Raw genomic sequence first — 18,836 nt, 5'->3', positions numbered from 1 at the left:
TAAGGAAAAAAATGATATAATTTATAAAGATAAAAAGAAAGGATAGCGAATAATGGAAGCGCTTAAAAAGATGGCTGGTATTAAAGCAGCAGATTATGTCCATGATGGCATGATTGTTGGCCTGGGTACTGGTTCAACGGCCTATTATTTTGTGGAAGAACTTGGTCGTCGCGTCAAAGAAGAAGGCCTACAGATTACAGGTGTGACAACGTCTAGTCGGACGAGTGAGCAGGCTAAACAACTCGGTATTCCACTAAAATCGATTGATGAAGTGGATCAAGTTGATGTGACTGTTGATGGGGCTGATGAAGTTGATCGTGCTTTTAATGGCATCAAAGGTGGCGGAGCCGCTCTTTTGATGGAAAAGGTGGTTGCTACACCAACTAAGTACTATATTTGGGTAGTTGATGAAACCAAATTAGTTGATCATCTAGGAGCTTTCAAGCTGCCTGTTGAAGTTGTTCGATATGGAGCGGAGCAGGTTTTTCGTCGTTTTGAGCGAGCAGGTTATAAACCGTCATTTCGTCAAATTGAAGGTCAACGCTATTTAACAGATATGGGTAATTATATCATCGATCTTGATTTAGGTTTGATTTCAGATCCAGTTGCTTTTGGAGAAGAATTAGACCATACAGTAGGTGTGGTTGAGCATGGTCTGTTCAATGGCATGGTTGATTTGGTTATTGTGGCTGGTCAATCAGGCTTAACGATTTTAGAAGCTAATAAGAAATAAATTATAGGAGAATAAACATGTCAAAATTTGATCGCATTCATCTAGTCGTCATGGATTCAGTTGGTATTGGTGCTGCTCCAGATGCAGATAAGTTTTTTAACGCTGGTACACCAGATACCGAATCAGATACTCTAGGACATATTTCAGAGCAAGCAGGTCTTAATCTACCACACATGGCTAAGATTGGTTTAGGGAATATTCCACGCGAGGAAGCCTTGGCCACTGTTTCCGCAGAAGCAAATCCAAGTGGTTATGTTACCAAACTAGAAGAAGTGTCTTTAGGTAAGGATACGATGACAGGTCACTGGGAAATCATGGGACTAAATATCACAGAACCATTTGATACGTTCTGGGATGGTTTTCCAGAAGATATTCTAGTTAAGATTGAAGAATTTTCTGGTCGTAAGATCATTCGTGAAGCGAATAAACCCTATTCAGGAACTGCTGTCATTGATGATTTTGGACCTCGTCAGATGGAAACAGGCGAGTTGATTGTTTACACGTCAGCAGACCCAGTTTTGCAGATTGCGGCTCACGAAGAGGTGATTCCATTAGATGAGTTGTATCGTATTTGTGAATACGCTCGCTCAATCACTTTGGAGCGTCCAACCTTACTAGGTCGTATTATTGCTCGTCCTTATGTCGGAACACCAGGTCATTTCACACGAACAGCCAATCGTCATGACTATGCTGTGTCACCATTTGAACCAACAGTGTTGAATAAATTAGCTGATGCAGGTGTGCCAACTTATTCTGTTGGTAAAATCAGTGACATTTTTAATGCGTCAGGCATTACCAATGACATGGGTCATACTAAATCTAATATGCATGGTGTGGATGTCTTGATTGAAACCTTGAAATTAAAAGAATTTGATCGTGGTTTCTCATTTACCAATCTAGTTGACTTTGATGCCGTTTATGGTCACCGTCGTGATGTCGAAGGCTATCGTGATTGCTTGGAAGAGTTTGATGCTCGCTTGCCAGAAATTATGGAAAATATGCGTGAAAATGATTTGCTCTTGATTACGGCTGACCATGGTAATGATCCAACTTATGCGGGAACTGATCATACGCGTGAGTATGTGCCATTATTGGCTTACAGTAAGTCATTCACAGGAAACGGTGTCTTACCAGTTGGACATTTTGCGGATATTTCAGCAACTGTAGCTGATAATTTTGGTGTTGATAAAGCTGTGATTGGTGAGAGCTTCTTGGATAAATTAGTTTAATAAAAAATAAGGAGAAAGAAAATGAGCTTAATGATTAAAATTAAAGAAACAGCAGCTTTCTTGAAAGAAAAAGGCATGACAGCCCCAGAATTTGGTTTGATTTTGGGTTCAGGCTTGGGAGAATTAGCAGAAGAAATTACGAATTCAATCGTACTTGATTATGCAGAGATTCCTAACTGGGGTCAATCAACAGTCGTTGGTCATGCAGGGAAATTGATCTATGGCGATTTAGCTGGTCGCAAAGTTTTGGCACTACAAGGTCGCTTCCACTTCTACGAGGGCAACGCTCTTGATGTGGTGACTTTCCCAGTTCGTGTCATGAAAGCTTTAGGATGTACAGGAGTTCTTGTCACTAATGCTGCAGGTGGTATTGGCTATGGTCCAGGAACCTTGATGGCAATTTCTGACCATATCAATATGACAGGTCAAAACCCACTCATTGGTGAAAACTTAGATGAGTTTGGCCCACGTTTCCCAGACATGTCTAATGCCTATACTGCTGAATACCGTCAGGTAGCTCATCGTGTGGCAGAAAACTTGGGTGTCAAATTGGATACAGGTGTTTATTTAGGGGTAACAGGTCCATGTTATGAAACACCAGCTGAGATTTTAGCTTATAAGAATATGGGAGCTCATGCTGTTGGGATGTCAACTGTTCCAGAGGTTATTGTGGCAGCACATTCTGGTTTGAAGGTCCTAGGTATTTCAGCGATTACAAATTTTGCTGCTGGTTTCCAATCAGAACTAAATCATGAAGAAGTGGTTGAAGTGACTCAACAAATTAAGGGGAATTTCAAGGATTTAATTAAGGCAATCTTAGCGGAGCTATAATTTTGAGTCTTAAACGAGATGATATTTGCTTGCTTGGCTTGACCATACTCATTGGTGTATTAACAGGCCTTGTTGCCATCGGTTTACATGACCTCTTAAAGACTATTCAAAAACTAGCTTACGGCTATGTGGATGGTCAATTTTTAGTCTTGTCAAGGTCAGTTCCCATTTGGCGACGAGTGGTATCGGTTAGCTTAGGTGGTTTATTAGCAGCTTTGGCTTGGTATTTGTTGCAGAAAAAACAACCCTTGGTTTCGATTAAAGGACAACTAAAGCAAGCAACTTTAGGTAAGCTCCCCTCCTTTTTTCAACATCTTACTCACGCCTTGACTCAAATTTTATTGGTAGGTATGGGTGGCCCTGTTGGCAAGGAAGTTGCGCCTAGGGAATTAGGAGCTTTAATTAGTGGTCAGTTAACCAGTCGTTTTCAATTATCGACTGAAAAGAGAGAATTAATGATTGCGTCAGCCGCTGCAGCAGGTCTATCTGCTGTCTATCAAACTCCGATTGCTAGTTTCTTCTTTCTTTTCGAAGGGATGAAGGCTAAAAAAAACTGGTCAAGTTTCCAGTTGGGTTTGCTGATGATTTTGGTGGCGACCTATACAGCTCGTCTAGGAATTGCCCCTAAGCCGACTTATCAAGTGACTCAACTAACCAATAGCTCATCAACTTGGTTATTAGCTCTTGTTTTAGGTCTGTGTTTGCCACCTTTTGGGCTTGTTTTTCGTAACTTGGTTCAGAAAATGGAACAAGAACGGATTAAAAAGGTTAGCATTTTATGGTGGTTACCTCTTAGTATGATTTTGGTTGCATTTGCTAGTATCTTTTTTCCAGAAATCCTTGGCAATGGTCGTGATACTGTACAAGCAGCTTTTCTTGGTTTAAATTGGCCCTATGCTTTGTCCTTGTTAATCGTTAAAGGAAGTCTAGTACTTCTAGCTTTGAAAGCAGGAGCTTACGGTGGTACTCTAACCCCAGGGTTTGCCATGGGTTCTTTGATGGGTCTGTTAATTGGTTTATTATTCTTTTCTTGGTTGCCTAATCTTTCTTTGGCTGAAGCCAGTATTATTGGTGCAGGTACTTTTTTATCTGTTTCAATGGCAACCCCTTTAACAGCCATTTTTCTAACCATGACCTTTACAGGTCAAACTTTTCTAACCTTGCCACCTGTCTTCTTGTCAGTTGGCTTGGCTTATGTGATAACAAAAATTATAAAAAAATAAGGAGATAATAATGTCAATTCATATTGGTGCCCAAAAGGGTGAAATTGCAGATAAAATTTTGTTGCCAGGAGATCCTTTGCGTGCAAAATTCATCGCAGAAAATTTTTTAGAAGACACTGTTTGTTTCAATGAAATCCGTGGTATGCTAGGTTACACAGGGACTTATAAAGGTCATCGTGTTAGCGTTATGGGAACAGGTATGGGAATGCCGTCGATTTCGATTTATGCCAACGAGTTGATTTCTTTCTATGATGTGAAGAAATTGATCCGTGTCGGTACGGCTGGTTCATTGAACAAGGATGTTCGTGTGCGTGATTTGGTTTTGGCTCAAGCTGCCGCAACAACCTCAGCTATTATCCGCAATGATTGGCCAGAGTATGATTTCCCACAAATTGCTGACTTTGATTTGTTGGATAAGGCTTATCATGTTGCCAAGGACTTGGGCATGACAACTCATGTCGGTAGCGTCTTGTCTGCTGATTTGTTCTATTCTGATTTGGGTGAGAAAAATCTTAAATTAGGTAGCATGGGTGTAAAGGCTGTTGAAATGGAAGCAGCAGCTCTATACTATCTTGGTGCTAAACACAATGTCCAAACTTTGGCCTTGATGACGATTTCTGATAGCTTGATTGATCCATCTCAAGATACCACAGCAGAAGAACGCCAAACTAGCTTTACTGATATGATGACAGTTGGTTTGGAAACCTTAATTGCAGAATAATGATAAAAAGAGCTGCATGTAGCTCTTTTTATTTAACAAAAAAACCTGTCAGTTTTAATTGACAGGTTTTATTTTTGACCTCAAGGGAGAGTTTCTTCGTTAGCGACATTACTATTTTCGACATCTTCACTTGAAGATGCCTCGGTGATGCTAGCCAAGGTTTCTTGAAGTTTAAGATAGCTTGGTGCTTGATAGAGAGATTGAGTTGACTTGCTTCCATTTACACTATACAGACTGGTGGATTGGTCGCCTAATTTTTTCTCAATAGCCTTTAGGGCATCAAGTGATTTTGTATAAGAAATAGTTGAGGTATCAACCGGCTCAATATCACTGTCCTTGTAGAAACGAAGTAAATCACCAGTTTGAATACTATCACTAATGCTAAGTTGCAACTTGGTTTCTTCTCTGATAGCATTGACAGTCTCTAAGGTGCTTTCATCAGGGTTGGTAATTTCTTCTCCAGTTTCTGTTTTGTACAATTTCCCAGAATAGCTGGTGTAGTCTGGTGTAACAAAATTACCTGATGTTCGGAAAGTGACAATCTGTTGATTATCAGGTGAGAGCAGATCTTGTCCTAGCTGGATGAAGTTACTGCTATCGATACCTAAGACATGTAGTAAGGTTGGAAGTGCATCGACTTCACCACCAAAGGTTGAGCTGACAAAGCCCTTGTCCATACCAGGAATGTGAATCATATATGGCACACGTTGCAACATGGCATTGTCATAGTCAGTCCAAGTCTCTGAATTTTTATCGAGTAAGGGAGCCAAATCAGGATTTCTTGAATTTGAAATCCCATAGTGATCCCCGTACATGACAATAATTGAGTTGTCATAAAGTCCTGACGTCTTTAGATAGTTAAAGAAAGCCTCCAAGGCTGAATCAAGATAATTGGCTGTCGCAAAGTAGCCGTTTATGGTTTCATCATCTGTTTTAGCTAATGGAAATCCTTTTTCATCACCAGTTAGGTTTTGATAGGGATAGTGATTGGATACCGTGATAAATTTGGTATAAAAAGGTTGCTGCAATCGTTCAAGGTATTTGATAGAGTCTGCAAACATGACTTTATCATTAAGCCCATACTGGAAGGAATTATCCTTGGTAGGTTTTGACATATAAGACTGGTCGAAGAAGTAGTTGTAACCAAGTTGTTTATAGACATTATTTCGATTCCAGAACGTCCCATTATTACCATGGAAAACAGCGCTGGTATAGCCTTCTAAACTAGCTAAAATATTCGGTGTAGCTTGTTGGGTGTTGTCGCCACCATATTGAACGAAAAAGGAACCTTGATTAAGACCGAAAAGCGACGTTTCCATTAAAGTTTCTGAATCAGATGTTTTACCAGCTTTTACCTGATGGAAAAAATTGGCAAAAGAGAAGGTCTGATTTGAGTTATAAAGTGAGTTAATAAAAGGAGTGACTTCATACTCTTTCTCGTCAACTTTTAGCTGATAGTTGATAAGAAATTGTTGGAAACTTTCTAAATGAATCACAATAACATTGCGTCCCTTGGCAATACCGTAGTAATCAGAGTTAGGTGCAGCGGCGTGCTGGCTGACATATTCCTTAACTTCTTCAATTTTTTCAGGTTTAGCTTCCGAACGAACCTTTTGAGTTTGATAAGTCTGATTGCCATCATAACCTAAGAAAGCCGGCAATCCTAAAGCACGAACGACATAGGTGTTGGAAAAACCACGCGACAGTAGCTCTGGTCGATCAACTTCAGCTAGGAAGAGATTGACAGAAAAAAGCATAACAGACAGTGAGGTCACGGCAAAGCTTGCCTGTTTAGCAAAAGGCCTAGGATCTTTTTTGGCCCACTGTTTCTTAAATAAATAGACTAAAATAAAAACATCTAAGACATAAAACAAATCCCAAGGTCGAAGTAGGTTGATGGCTGAACTTCCTAGTCCAGCTGAAACCTTGGAACTAGCCATGGCAGTTGTAATTGTGATAAAATCAGAAAACTCTCGAAAATAAATGGCATTAGCAATCAAGATGATATTCAAGATAGCATAAAGAAGGTATTCAAGAATATAAAAAAGTTTGGTGTTTTTAATATAAAGTGCTAGTCCTAAAAATAGTAGGCCAACAGGAATCGGATTGATAAAGGTTAAAAAGAGTTGGTAGAAGTTTTCCAATCCCAAGTTAAAATCAATCTGATAGGCCCACATGCTTTTAATCCAATAAAAGATTAAGAGGGTTAAGACAAAGCCGAGACGGGTACTAATAATTTTCAAAAGTGTTTGTAATTGTTTCTTCACAACAAGACGTCCTCGTTATAATTTCCTAATCTTATAAGTAAATCTCTTTCTCATCATTATACCATAATTTCATACTAATCCTAAACAGATAAGTTAAATAGAGTATTCTTCAGTGAGAAAAACGCCAGATAAGGATAGGCTTTTCTATTAAAAGACCAAAGGGCTAAAAAATCAATAAAAATAGTATAAAATACTTGCAATTCTGCTACAATTTGATAAAATAGTGGAGTAAAGTTAGACTGTATTGTACCGTCTATCTATAAAATATATTTTATTGGAGGCTTTTCCTAAAATGGCAAAAGAAAAATACGATCGTAGTAAACCCCACGTTAACATTGGTACAATTGGACACGTTGACCACGGTAAAACTACTTTGACAGCAGCTATCACAACTGTTCTTGCACGTCGCTTGCCAAGTTCAGTTAACCAACCAAAAGACTATGCGTCTATCGATGCTGCTCCAGAAGAGCGCGAGCGCGGAATCACAATCAACACTGCACACGTTGAGTATGAAACTGAGTCTCGTCACTATGCGCATATCGATGCCCCAGGACATGCTGACTACGTTAAAAACATGATCACTGGTGCGGCTCAAATGGACGGAGCTATCCTTGTAGTAGCTTCTACTGATGGACCAATGCCACAAACTCGTGAGCACATCCTTCTTTCACGCCAAGTAGGTGTTAAACACCTTATCGTCTTCATGAACAAAGTTGACCTTGTTGATGATGAAGAATTGCTTGAGTTGGTTGAAATGGAAATCCGTGACCTTCTTTCAGAATACGATTTCCCAGGTGATGATCTACCAGTTATCCAAGGTTCAGCTCTTAAAGCTCTTGAAGGTGACTCAGCATTTGAAGATATCATCATGGAATTGATGAACACTGTTGATGAGTACATTCCAGAACCAGAACGTGATACTGACAAACCACTTCTTCTTCCAGTCGAGGACGTATTCTCAATCACTGGTCGTGGTACAGTAGCTTCAGGACGTATCGACCGTGGTACTGTTCGTGTCAACGATGAAATCGAAATCGTTGGTATCAAAGAAGAAACGACTAAAGCAGTTGTTACTGGTGTTGAAATGTTCCGTAAACAACTTGACGAAGGTCTTGCAGGAGATAACGTTGGTGTTCTTCTTCGTGGTGTTCAACGTGATGAAATTGAACGTGGACAAGTTATCTCTAAACCAGGTTCAATCAACCCACATACTAAATTCAAGGGTGAAGTTTACATCCTTACTAAAGAAGAAGGTGGACGTCATACGCCATTCTTCAACAACTACCGTCCACAATTCTACTTCCGTACAACTGACGTAACAGGTTCTATCGAACTTCCAGCAGGTACAGAAATGGTTATGCCAGGTGATAACGTGACAATCGACGTTGAGTTGATCCACCCAATCGCCGTAGAACAAGGTACTACATTCTCTATCCGTGAGGGTGGACGTACTGTTGGTTCAGGTATCGTTTCAGAAATCGAAGCTTAAGAAATTAAGTTCCCAAAGACAATTAGAGTCAGACAACTATAATTGTAACCAGCAGATTATTCTGCTGGTTTTTTGTTTATCACAGATGATTTTATTGGCATCAGAATACAAAAACTCCTAGAGAAAAGTTCTCTAGGAGCTGAATAAATGATATTAATCAGTCATATCTGTCTGTTCTTTTTGAGCAACACTATCATCAGTAAAGACGAGAAAGGCATTAGCGGCAGGATCACTCCCCTTGATATTTGAGAACCAAGTGGCTCCAACACTTTTAGAACCAAGGACTTTAGACTCGGTATAAATATCTGGTTCTCCCCATACTGCAACAACATCAGCATAGCTAGTTCCCAAAGCTAATTCGTTGAAATTAGTCAGCTCGATATTGCTGTCACGTTTGAACAGAAATCCAGTAATAGCTTTATTAACGACCTTTCCATCAACAAAGGCAACAGAAATTGTGACATCACCATCTGTCCAAGTTAGGTTTTCAGCAGTGACACCATTTATTTCAGTAGTATTCGTAGCTTTGGCTTCACCAAGTAAGCTTTTTACTTCTTCAAGACTTTGTCCCCCATCGCCAGCATTAGAAGAGTCTCCAACCAGAATGCTGTCAAATTTTTGACGCAGTTCAGTATTGACGACAAGTTCTTGACTAGAGCTTGTTGGTTGTTCAGAAGAGCTAATGGTTTCAACGATAGGTGTTTGGCTGTTGCTTGCTTGTTGGCGACAAGCAGCTAGGCTGATCATGGATAAGAGCGTCAGACCTAACAGAGATATTTTTTTCATAGTTACTATTACACTTTCTAAATAAGATAAAATGACTATTTAAAGTTAGTCATTTTCTTTACAGACTAGTATATCATAAATTCTGGACATTTGACGGCCTAGCTAATAAAGATACTGACTTTTAATGCCTAGTAATAAACTGTTGCCAGTTCATTATAATTCAGAATTGTATATTATTTTGTGAGATTAGAATTTTTAGCAGTGATATGATAAAATGAGAGGAACTAATCAGAAAGGTAAGAGAAGATGTTAGACCGTTATACTCGTTCAGAGATGAAAATGATTTGGAGTGAGGAAAATAAATATCAAGCTTGGCTAGAAGTTGAACTTTTAGCGGCAGAAGCTTGGGCAGAATTAGGAGAAATTCCTAAAGAAGATATCAAGCAACTCAGACAAAAGGCAAGATTTAATATAAAACGTATTTTAGAAATTGAAGAAGAAACACGTCATGATGTGGTTGCTTTTACACGAGCTGTGTCAGAAAGTTTGGGAGAAGAAAGTAAGTGGATTCATTATGGTTTAACATCAACTGATGTCGTTGACACGGCTTATGGTTATCTTTATAAGCAAGCTAATGACATTATTCGTAAAGATTTAATTAACTTTATTGATATTATTGCAGATAAGGCACGTGAGCATAAATTTACCATTATGATGGGACGTACTCATGGGTCCATGCGGAACCAACAACTTTTGGTCTAAAACTTGCAACTTGGTACAGTGAGATGAAACGTCAGCAAGCACGTTTTGAACGAGCGGCCAAAGGGATTGAAGCGGGGAAGATTTCAGGAGCTGTGGGTAATTTTGCTAATATTCCCATGTTTGTTGAGGAGTATGTTTGCCAAAAATTAGGAATTCAACCACAAGACATTTCGACTCAAGTGCTTCCTCGTGATTTGCATGCTGACTATTTTGCTGCTTTAGCAGGTATTGCAACCTCAATTGAGCGTATGGCGACGGAAATTCGAGGTCTTCAAAAGTCTGAATAACGTGAAGTGGAGGAATTTTTTGCTAAGGGACAAAAAGGTAGCTCTGCCATGCCCCACAAACGTAGTCCGATTGGTTCGGAAAACATGACAGGTTTGGCACGAGTTGTTCGTGGTCACATGATGACAGCCTATGAAAATGTTGTTTTGTGGCATGAACGAGATATTTCCCATTCGTCAGCTGAACGTATTATCGCTCCAGATACAACTATTTTAATCAACTATATGCTTAATCGTTTTGCGAATATTGTTAAAAACTTGACGGTTTTCCCAGATAATATGAAACGTAATATGGAGTCAACTTTTGGTTTAATTTACAGTCAGCGTGTTTTATTAGCCTTGATTGATAAAGGAATGACTAGAGAGGAAGCCTATGATTTAGTCCAACCCAAGACTGCTTACGCTTGGGATCATCAAGTGTCATTTAAGCATTTATTGAAATCAGATAACAAGATTACTAGTCTATTAAATCAGCAAACATTAGATGACATGTTTGATCCGAGTTACTACACGAAACGTGTCAATGCCATTTTTGAGCGTTTGGGTTTGACTAGTAAATAATATTGTCAAATTTTTTAGAAATGGCACCGTTGATTTGAAAAATATTACGAATAAATAGGTAGAAGTTGATTTAACAAACATGTTAAATCTTTGTATAAAAATTGTAATTATTTTTTGGTAAAATTTCAAACAAATATTTAAATATAGGAGATTTTAATGAGAAATCGTCAAGAAACTAGCCAAAAGTTCAGTATTAAAAAATTTAAATTTGGTGCGGCATCTGTTTTAATCGGTGTGGTTTTTGCCTCTTTTACAGGCACTGCTCAAGCTGACACAGAAACGGTGTCTAGTGGAGAAACCTTGAATGTCCAATCCGAAGCTTCACAAAGTGTAGAAGCAAGTACTCAGGCATTGGATAGCTCACAAAGTGACTCAGCTGTGACAAGTAGCGAAGTTGAATCAACGACAACTTCTGAAGCAGTAGAAAAAGAGTCGACCATTGATACTTCAGTAAGTCCTACCATCGTTAGTAATCCAGCTAGTGAAAACACGACTCCAACGATGACAACAGTTGAAGAAACTGCTTCTGCGTCACAAGGGAATTATGCCGTGACTAATAAGGTTGTTTACTTGGACGCTGGTCATGGTGGTGTAGATCCAGGGGCAGTTTATAGTGGAACTAAGGAAGCTGATTTAACCTTATCCATTTACCAATTAGTTAAAAATCAATTAGAAGATGCAGGTTATGCTGTGGAATCGTCAAGAACCTCAGCTGCGTCTGTTGGTTTGTTGGAACGTTCTGCAGATGCTAATGATACGAATTCAGATATCTTTGTTAGTATTCATGTTAATGCTTCGGCAACATCGTCAACTGCAGGTGTCGAAACTTATTGGTATGAACCAGATTCAAATTATCCATCACAACTGAATTCTCGTTATCATGTTGATACTGAGCGTTTGAAACGTAGCGCCTACCTAGCTGAATCAATTCAAGCAGCAACAGTTTCTAAAACAGGAGCAAATGATCGTGGTGTACAAAGAAACACATTTGCAGTGCTAAGAGAAACGACAGCACCAGCCGTTCTTGTTGAAGTTGGCTATCTATCTAATCCTGTTGAACGTGCTAATTTGGTCACAGAGAATTATCAACAACAAGTTGCTTCTGCTATTGTAGGAGGGATTCTAGATTACTATCAAAAATATAATCAGAGTGGTCAAGCAGCGACCTCATCACAAAACACATCAGTTAAGCTGTCAAGTACTTCAACTTCTAAGTCGACATCAAGCAACCTATCATCAAGTGGAACTTATGAATTTAAAACACGCACAGGTGTTAAAAATGAAGCGAAGCTATCAAGTGAAGATTTGGCATATTATGAAGTAGGTCAAACGGTTAACTATGATAAGGTAGTGTCGTCAGAAGGTTATAACTGGTTGAGCTACGTTTCTTATAGTGGTAATCGTCGCTATGTCCCAGTAGAGAAAGTGTCATCATCAAGTACTACCCCATCTGCTGCCACGACACCAAGTTCTTCAACAACACCGGTTAAGACGGAATCCACTAAGGTAGAAACATCACAATCAGTTGCAAGTAATCTCTCATCAAGTGGAACTTATGAATTTAAAACACGCACAGGTGTTAAAAATGAAGCGAAGCTATCAAGTGAAGATTTGGCATATTATGAAGTAGGTCAGACGGTTAACTATGATAAGGTAGTGTCGTCAGAAGGTTATAACTGGTTGAGCTATGTTTCTTACAGTGGTAATCGTCGTTATGTACCCGTAGAGAAGATAACTTCAACAAGTTCTTCAAACACAACAACGCCAGTTAAGGCTGAAACAAGTAAGGTAGAAACAGCTAAATCGACATCAAGTAGTCTATCATCAAGTGGCATTTATGAGTTCACAACACGCACAGGTGTGAAAAATGAAGCAAAGTTGTCAAGTGAAGATTTGGCATATTATGAAGTAGGTCAAAAGGTTAATTATGACAAAGTAGTCTTATCAGATGGCTACAACTGGTTGAGCTATGTTTCTTATAGTGGCAATCGCCGTTATGTACCAGTAGAGAAGATAACTTCAACAAGTTCTTCAAACACAACAACGCCAGTTAAGGCTGAAACAAGTAAGGTAGAAACAACTAAATCGACATCAAGTAGTCTATCATCAAGTGGCACTTACGAGTTCACAACACGCACAGGAGTGAAAAATGAAGCGAAGTTGTCAAGTGATAATTTAGCTTATTATGAAGTTGGTCAAACAGTTAACTATGATAAGGTAGTCTCATCAGAAGGGTACAACTGGTTGAGTTATGTTTCTTATAGCGGTAATCGCCGTTATGTACCAGTAGAGAAAACTGACCAAATAAGTACTCCAGTGGTGGAAAAAGCAGCAGTTGATACTACATCAAGTTCAGAAAATGCTTTACCAAAAATGGAATCTGTTTCTGAAAAGAAAGAAACGGTTAAGACAGAGAATGGTTATACAACACGTATTAGCTATCAAGGAACTGGCGTTTATAAAGTGAATATTGATAATGTTGACGCTAATAAAGGAACTGTTAAAATGGCAGTTTGGTCAGAAGAAAATAGCCAAGATGATATTCGTTGGTATGATTTGAAGATGACTAATGGGGTAGCTGAAGGCAAATTTGATGCTAGCAATCATGTTGGTACTGGTCGTTATCAAATCCATCTTTACCAAAATAAGGCTGATACAATGACTTTCCTTTCTGCAGTTAGTCAAGAAGTGAAGCGTACTAACTTTGATGCACCGTATTACTCACAACGTGATGCACGTTGGGCAAGTAAGCGATATGGCTTATTTAATATGGATGCGACAGGTTGTGTGCCAACAGTTTTGAGTATGGTGTTTTCAGGCTTGATAGGTGAAGACATTAAACCAACAACAGTGGCAGACTATCTTTATAACGAAACGATATCTTTCAATAAGTTAGAACAAGGTACGAATGCAACAGGTATCATCTCGGCTGCTGAAAAATGGAATATGGATGCAACACCTTTGAAAACACAAGCTGACATTGAAGAAGCTTTGAAAGAAGGTCATTATGTATTAGCAGCAGTTCAAGGCTCGCCATTTGTTCGTGTTTATGGTAGTTTGAGTCATGAGTTAGTCTTAGCAGGCTATGATAATGGTAAAACTTATGTTCGTGACCCATACACACCTAGCTTAAATGGTTGGCATTCGTTGAGCAATATCTTCACGCAACAAAGTAAATTTGCGTCTGATATTGTGGGAATTGGTAAACCATTTGTGAAAATTACAGATAGATTGTAATGGACCAAATAAAAGAAGTCTAGTGATTAGACTTCTTTTTTGTGTTGAAATAAACGTAACTTTTCATATCTTTTCTAGAAGATTTGCTATATAATAGGAATAGTGATAAATGGAGGTTGTTAATGAAAGAAGAATTATTAAACCGTTTTTTAACCTATGTCAGTTATAATACTAGGAGCAATCCTGAGAGCCAAACAACGCCTTCTACTCAAAGTCAGGTTGATTTTGCCTTACATGTTTTAAAGCCTGAAATGGAAAAAATCGGCTTGGTTAATGTTCATTATCTGGAGAGTAATGGCTATATTGTTGGAACTTTACCTGCTAATTCATCAGATTTTAAGTATAAAATCGGCTTTATTGCCCATATAGACACAGCTGACTTTAATGCTGAGGGTGTGAAGCCGCAAGTTATTGAAAACTATGATGGGACAGCAATTGCTCTTGGTGAGAGTGGTTATACTCTTGACCAAGTAGAATTTCCTAATTTAGCTAATTATTTAGGACAAACGTTAATCACAACAGATGGAACAACCTTATTGGGTAGTGATGATAAATCTGGTATTGCTGAAATTATGACAGCAATGGCTTATCTACAAGCTCATCCCGAGATTCCCCACGGTGAAATTCGTGTTGGTTTTGGTCCAGACGAAGAAATTGGTATTGGGGCAGATAAGTTTGATGTGGCAGATTTTGATGTTGATTTTGCTTATACGGTTGATGGTGGTCCTTTAGGTGAATTACAGTATGAAACCTTTAGTGCTGCTGCAGCTCAAGTAACTTTTTTAGGACGCAATGTTCATCCAGGAACAGCTAAAGGAAGTATGATCAATGCGTTACAATTAGCTATTGATTTTCATGAAAAATTACCAGCTAGTGATCGACCAGAATTGACAGAAGGCTACGAAGGATTTTATCATCTCATGGATTTATCAGGTAATGTGGAAGAGAGTCATAGTTCTTATATCATTCGTGATTTTGATGCCACTATTTTTGAAGAACGTAAGGCTTTAATGTTAGCTTTGGCAAAAGAGATGAATGATCAGTTAGGTAGTGAACGGGTCTTGGTTGAATTAAAGGATCAGTATTATAACATGCGTCAAGTGATTGAAAAAGATATGACACCGGTACATCTAGCTAAGGCAGTGATGGAAGATTTAGCGATTGAGCCAGTTATTGAGCCAATTCGTGGTGGAACAGATGGCTCTAAAATATCTTTTATGGGAATTCCGACTCCCAATATTTTTGCTGGTGGAGAGAATATGCATGGACGATTTGAGTTTGTTAGTTTAGAAACCATGCTGCAGGCCGTTCAAGTGATTGTTGGAATTGCGAGTTTTGATTTGACAAGAGTAGAAAAGTCGAAAAAAGTGTGATAAAATAAAGATTAAGGAGGGTTCGACATGATTACACTATTTGGTAAAAATAGGTATCATTGGCAGCCGGAATTGTCTTGGTTCATTAGTTATTGGTCAATTGCCATTACACCGATTTTTCTTAGTTTGGCCTTGGTTTATGAACATACTAGGATACCACGCAACATTTTTATTTTATTTACTTTGTTTGTGGTTTTGGTTGGTCTAGGGTTTCATCGTTATTTTGTGATAGAAGGTGCTTATCTAAGGATTGTTTCACTCAATCTTTTTAGACCTTATCGGGTAGCGATTGCAGATATTGAAAAAATTCAAGTGACCAAATCAACCTTGACCTTGATTTTCAAAAATCAAAAAAAACGCTGTTTTAGTATGCGTAAATGGCCTAAAAAGTATTTTTTAGATGATTTGGCACTCCAAGAAGATTTTCAAGGGGAGGTTGAACTACTAGATAACTTTATCAGTCTAGATTACTTTGAGCTTTATAAGAATGATAAAAAAGCACTTAATCAATGATCAGTGCTTTGGTTGGACAAGACTTAACAGCCAAGAGAGTATTAGCATCATCTGGCAACTCTTGACGTAATTCGTCAGTATGGGCAAATTTGACAATGCCATCGTCATGGTAGTCAAAAACATCAGAATAAGTTTGGCAAAGGCCACATGCGATACATTTTTCTGGAATTAGTGATACTTTCATAGTATTATTGTAATATGAATTTTAAAAAATAACAAGGGGGACATGGTAGTGAAAAAACCGTGGGAACAAAAAGTTGATGAGAAGAAAGTCGATAAAGTCGCACGTTCAAAAAAGGGAGCTTTGATTAGCACGCCAATTTTGACTATTTTACTTAGTATCTTTTTCTTCATTGTCGTTGCGATTTTATTTATCGTTTTTTATACGTCAAATGGTGGTAGTGATGAAGCCAAAGCTACGCAAGGTTTTTATGGAGCGTCATCAGCTTCAAGCGAAAGCTTATCTAAATCATCATCTACTGAAGTAACTTCTTCAAGCTCATCAAGTACGTCAGAAACAACAAGTAGTTCTAAAAAGACTAAGTCAAGCTCTAGTTCGCAAGAATCAAGTAGTGAAATCGAAAGTGAAGTAGATTATTATAGTCAAGAATACGTTGCAGAAAGTCAAGTTGAAGAGTATTATGTGAGCTCATCGGAAGTTGCAACGCAAACCATTACTGTTTTAGCTGGTGAGGGTGCAGGCTCAATTGCTGCTCGTGCAGGTATTTCAGTTGCTCAACTAGAAGCACTTAATCCAAGTCACATGACTCGTGGTTACTGGTATGCTAATCCTGGTGATGTCGTTTATGTAAATTAGTGGTGACAATGAAACAGATAAATATTGCAATAGACGGACCAGCTTCAAGCGGAAAAAGTACCGTTGCCAAAATTGTTGCAGATAAATTAGGTTACACCTATCTTGATACTGGTGCCATGTATCGTTCCGTGACTTATTTGGCCTTGAAAAATAAATTGTCAGAAGAACAGGTAGAGGATTTAGTTAAGCTAGTTGATCAATATCCTATTTCCTTTTCTTTAGCAGAAGATGGAAGCCAACTTGTCTTTTTGGGAGAACAAAATGTTACAGATGCCATTCGTCAAAATGATGTGACCGCTAATGTGTCATGGGTGGCAGCTCTGCCTGAAATTCGAGAAAAGTTGGTTAAAGAACAACAACGCATTGCAAAAACAGGTGCTATCATCATGGATGGTCGTGATATTGGGACAGTGGTTTTACCAAATGCTGAATTGAAAATATTTTTAAATGCTTCAGTTGAAGAGAGAGCAGAACGACGTTACAAGGAAAACCAAGCCAAAGGCATTGAAGCAGACTTAGAGCGTTTGAAACAAGCTATTGCAGATCGTGATTATAAAGATAGTCACCGTAAGGTTTCTCCTTTGAAAGCGGCAGATGATGCCATTACTTTTGATACCACTGGTGTATCAATTGATGGTGTTGTTGCATTTATTTTAGAAAAAGTAACTGAAATTATTGACAGATCATGATACTTGTGATATTATAGTGATAATGAGAAAAGCAGAAGTGAGAACTTCTCGCCTTGCGACTAACGTTGTCTGGCTCTACATGTCAAGTTTCAGTGATGAAATACAAGATGTAGTGCGGACTTAGTGATAGGTCCGCATTTGTTTTTCTCTAAAAAAGTAAAGAGGTGAAGAACATAGCTAAAAAGGATTTGTTCATTAACGATGAAATTCGTGTCCGCGAAGTTCGTCTCATCGGTCTTGAGGGAGAACAATTAGGAATTAAACCACTATCAGAGGCGCAAGCTTTGGCTGATAATGCGAATGTTGATTTGGTTTTAATTCAACCTCAAGCAACACCACCTGTTGCTAAAATCATGGATTATGGCAAATTCAAGTTTGAATATCAAAAGAAACAAAAGGAACAACGTAAAAAACAAAGCGTTGTAACGGTCAAAGAGGTTCGTCTGAGTCCTGTTATTGACAAGGGAGATTTTGAAACCAAACTTAGAAATGGTCGTAAGTTCATTGAAAAGGGGCATAAGGTCAAGGTATCTATTCGTTTTAGAGGACGAATGATTACACATAAGGAAATTGGAGCTAAGGTCTTGGCAGACTTTGCTGAAGCTACACAAGACATTGCCATCATCGAGCAACGTGCAAAGATGGATGGTCGTCAGATGTTCATGCAGCTTGCACCAATTCCTGAAAAGAAATAGGGGAAACCCGTAGTTTATCAAAAGGAGAAATTTATCATGCCAAAACAAAAAACACACCGTGCATCAGCTAAACGTTTCAAACGTACAGGTTCAGGCGGTCTTAAACGCTTCCGTGCATACACTTCTCACCGTTTCCACGGAAAAACTAAGAAACAACGTCGTCATCTTCGTAAAGCAGCTATGGTGCATTCAGGAGATTTCAAACGTATTAAAGCAATGTTGACTGGTCTTAAATAAGATAGTCGCTAAGAAGTAGATTAACAGAATTTTTGGAGGAAACAATAAATGGCACGTGTTAAAGGTGGCGTTGTATCACGCAAACGTCGTAAACGTATTTTAAAATTAGCTAAAGGTTATTACGGAGCTAAGCATATCTTGTTCCGCACAGCGAAAGAACAAGTAATGAACTCTTACTACTATGCTTACCGTGATCGCCGTCAAAAGAAACGTGATTTCCGTAAACTTTGGATCACTCGTATCAATGCGGCTGCTCGTATGAACGGTTTGTCATACTCACAATTGATGCATGGTTTGAAATTGGCTGAAATCGAAGTAAACCGTAAAATGCTTGCTGATTTGGCAGTTAATGATGCAGCAGCTTTCACAGCTCTTGCAGAAGCTGCTAAAGCAAAATTTGGTAAATAATCTAAGTCTAAAAGAAGCTAACTCGTCTAGCTTCTTTTTTA

17 protein-coding genes, 1 pseudogene and 1 other annotated feature are annotated in these 18,836 nt (G+C 38.6%); of the genes and pseudogenes, 15 read left to right on the top strand and 3 right to left on the bottom strand.

Annotated features, from left to right (window positions below):
• The first annotated feature begins 52 nt into the window (after nt 1-52).
• From rpiA to deoD, 5 genes are read left to right on the top strand one after another with little or no spacing between them, the layout of a single operon-like run.
• Entirely contained in the window at nt 53-733 is a 681-nt protein-coding gene (gene rpiA / locus FRX54_RS04825; protein WP_146461611.1) for a ribose-5-phosphate isomerase RpiA, read from the top strand.
• 17 nt (nt 734-750) lie between these two features.
• Nucleotides 751-1,962, top strand: coding sequence for a phosphopentomutase (locus FRX54_RS04820; RefSeq protein WP_146461609.1), 1,212 nt, complete (start codon nt 751-753; stop codon nt 1,960-1,962).
• Between the two features lie 21 nt (nt 1,963-1,983).
• Complete coding sequence (locus FRX54_RS04815; RefSeq protein ID WP_146461607.1) at nt 1,984-2,793, top strand: purine-nucleoside phosphorylase; 810 nt, start codon at nt 1,984-1,986, stop codon at nt 2,791-2,793.
• A gap of 2 nt (nt 2,794-2,795) precedes the next feature.
• On the top strand, nt 2,796-4,016 hold the full coding sequence (locus FRX54_RS04810; protein ID WP_186652499.1) for a chloride channel protein: 1,221 nt from the start codon (nt 2,796-2,798) through the stop codon (nt 4,014-4,016).
• Between the two features lie 10 nt (nt 4,017-4,026).
• Complete coding sequence (deoD, locus tag FRX54_RS04805) at nt 4,027-4,737, top strand: purine-nucleoside phosphorylase (protein WP_146461603.1); 711 nt, start codon at nt 4,027-4,029, stop codon at nt 4,735-4,737.
• 80 nt (nt 4,738-4,817) lie between these two features.
• Here the strand turns inward: deoD and FRX54_RS04800 are convergent, their stop codons facing one another.
• Nucleotides 4,818-7,004, bottom strand: a complete 2,187-nt coding sequence (locus FRX54_RS04800) for an LTA synthase family protein (protein WP_146461601.1) — start codon at nt 7,002-7,004, stop codon at nt 4,818-4,820.
• Between the two features lie 292 nt (nt 7,005-7,296).
• On the opposite strand from FRX54_RS04800, the gene tuf reads away from it, so the two are divergent.
• Entirely contained in the window at nt 7,297-8,493 is a 1,197-nt protein-coding gene (tuf, locus tag FRX54_RS04795; RefSeq protein ID WP_146461598.1) for an elongation factor Tu, read from the top strand.
• A gap of 153 nt (nt 8,494-8,646) precedes the next feature.
• On the opposite strand, the gene FRX54_RS04790 is transcribed toward tuf, so the two are convergent.
• Nucleotides 8,647-9,279 (bottom strand): DUF3862 domain-containing protein, encoded by a 633-nt coding sequence (locus FRX54_RS04790; RefSeq protein WP_146461596.1) that lies wholly within the window; start codon nt 9,277-9,279, stop codon nt 8,647-8,649.
• A gap of 246 nt (nt 9,280-9,525) precedes the next feature.
• Here FRX54_RS04790 and purB point away from each other — a divergent pair.
• The 4 genes and pseudogenes from purB to FRX54_RS04770 all read left to right on the top strand — a co-directional run bounded on the left by purB (nt 9,526) and on the right by FRX54_RS04770 (nt 15,949).
• Nucleotides 9,526-10,826, top strand: a pseudogene (gene purB / locus FRX54_RS04785) (adenylosuccinate lyase).
• Between the two features lie 156 nt (nt 10,827-10,982).
• On the top strand, nt 10,983-14,063 hold the full coding sequence (locus FRX54_RS04780) for an SH3 domain-containing protein (protein ID WP_146461594.1): 3,081 nt from the start codon (nt 10,983-10,985) through the stop codon (nt 14,061-14,063).
• A 122-nt stretch (nt 14,064-14,185) separates the two neighbouring features.
• Nucleotides 14,186-15,436, top strand: a complete 1,251-nt coding sequence (gene pepT, locus FRX54_RS04775; protein WP_146461591.1) for a peptidase T — start codon at nt 14,186-14,188, stop codon at nt 15,434-15,436.
• Between the two features lie 27 nt (nt 15,437-15,463).
• Complete coding sequence (locus FRX54_RS04770) at nt 15,464-15,949, top strand: EbsA family protein (RefSeq protein ID WP_146461588.1); 486 nt, start codon at nt 15,464-15,466, stop codon at nt 15,947-15,949.
• Here the strand turns inward: FRX54_RS04770 and FRX54_RS04765 are convergent.
• A complete protein-coding gene (locus FRX54_RS04765; RefSeq protein WP_146461585.1) occupies nt 15,939-16,133 on the bottom strand; it encodes a ferredoxin in 195 nt (64 codons plus the stop codon). The two genes, FRX54_RS04770 and FRX54_RS04765, sit on opposite strands and share 11 nt — an antisense overlap.
• A gap of 42 nt (nt 16,134-16,175) precedes the next feature.
• On the opposite strand from FRX54_RS04765, the gene FRX54_RS04760 reads away from it, so the two are divergent.
• The 5 genes from FRX54_RS04760 to rplT all read left to right on the top strand — a co-directional run bounded on the left by FRX54_RS04760 (nt 16,176) and on the right by rplT (nt 18,795).
• Entirely contained in the window at nt 16,176-16,766 is a 591-nt protein-coding gene (locus FRX54_RS04760; RefSeq protein ID WP_146461582.1) for an SAG1386/EF1546 family surface-associated protein, read from the top strand.
• Between the two features lie 8 nt (nt 16,767-16,774).
• Nucleotides 16,775-17,455 carry a (d)CMP kinase gene (cmk, locus tag FRX54_RS04755; RefSeq protein ID WP_146461579.1) on the top strand — a complete coding sequence of 227 codons (681 nt, stop codon included), beginning with the start codon at nt 16,775-16,777 and terminating at the stop codon, nt 17,453-17,455.
• Between the two features lie 23 nt (nt 17,456-17,478).
• Nucleotides 17,479-17,605: a sequence feature (ribosomal protein L20 leader region), on the top strand.
• A gap of 14 nt (nt 17,606-17,619) precedes the next feature.
• Nucleotides 17,620-18,150 (top strand): translation initiation factor IF-3, encoded by a 531-nt coding sequence (gene infC, locus FRX54_RS04750; protein ID WP_146461575.1) that lies wholly within the window; start codon nt 17,620-17,622, stop codon nt 18,148-18,150.
• A gap of 36 nt (nt 18,151-18,186) precedes the next feature.
• Nucleotides 18,187-18,387, top strand: coding sequence for a 50S ribosomal protein L35 (gene rpmI, locus FRX54_RS04745; protein ID WP_003025048.1), 201 nt, complete (start codon nt 18,187-18,189; stop codon nt 18,385-18,387).
• Nucleotides 18,388-18,435: 48 nt separating this feature from the next.
• Nucleotides 18,436-18,795 (top strand): 50S ribosomal protein L20, encoded by a 360-nt coding sequence (gene rplT / locus FRX54_RS04740; RefSeq protein ID WP_146461572.1) that lies wholly within the window; start codon nt 18,436-18,438, stop codon nt 18,793-18,795.
• Nucleotides 18,796-18,836: the final 41 nt, after the last annotated feature.

It is taken from the genome of Streptococcus sp. sy004 (assembly GCF_007859205.1).
Classification (GTDB): domain Bacteria; phylum Bacillota; class Bacilli; order Lactobacillales; family Streptococcaceae; genus Streptococcus.
This window is presented reverse-complemented; position numbering and strand designations above follow the sequence as displayed.

Bases quoted from the DNA above. Each gene is read 5' to 3' on its own strand.
- rpiA (WP_146461611.1), top strand. From the start codon at position 53: ATGGAAGCGCTTAAAAAGATGGCTGGTATTAAAGCAGCAGATTATGTC.
- FRX54_RS04820 (WP_146461609.1), top strand. From the start codon at position 751: ATGTCAAAATTTGATCGCATTCATCTAGTCGTCATGGATTCAGTTGGT.
- FRX54_RS04815 (WP_146461607.1), top strand. From the start codon at position 1,984: ATGAGCTTAATGATTAAAATTAAAGAAACAGCAGCTTTCTTGAAAGAA.
- deoD (WP_146461603.1), top strand. From the start codon at position 4,027: ATGTCAATTCATATTGGTGCCCAAAAGGGTGAAATTGCAGATAAAATT.
- tuf (WP_146461598.1), top strand. From the start codon at position 7,297: ATGGCAAAAGAAAAATACGATCGTAGTAAACCCCACGTTAACATTGGT.
- FRX54_RS04790 (WP_146461596.1), bottom strand. From the start codon at position 9,279: ATGAAAAAAATATCTCTGTTAGGTCTGACGCTCTTATCCATGATCAGC.
- FRX54_RS04780 (WP_146461594.1), top strand. From the start codon at position 10,983: ATGAGAAATCGTCAAGAAACTAGCCAAAAGTTCAGTATTAAAAAATTT.
- pepT (WP_146461591.1), top strand. From the start codon at position 14,186: ATGAAAGAAGAATTATTAAACCGTTTTTTAACCTATGTCAGTTATAAT.
- FRX54_RS04770 (WP_146461588.1), top strand. From the start codon at position 15,464: ATGATTACACTATTTGGTAAAAATAGGTATCATTGGCAGCCGGAATTG.
- FRX54_RS04765 (WP_146461585.1), bottom strand. From the start codon at position 16,133: ATGAAAGTATCACTAATTCCAGAAAAATGTATCGCATGTGGCCTTTGC.
- FRX54_RS04760 (WP_146461582.1), top strand. From the start codon at position 16,176: ATGGTAGTGAAAAAACCGTGGGAACAAAAAGTTGATGAGAAGAAAGTC.
- cmk (WP_146461579.1), top strand. From the start codon at position 16,775: ATGAAACAGATAAATATTGCAATAGACGGACCAGCTTCAAGCGGAAAA.
- rpmI (WP_003025048.1), top strand. From the start codon at position 18,187: ATGCCAAAACAAAAAACACACCGTGCATCAGCTAAACGTTTCAAACGT.
- rplT (WP_146461572.1), top strand. From the start codon at position 18,436: ATGGCACGTGTTAAAGGTGGCGTTGTATCACGCAAACGTCGTAAACGT.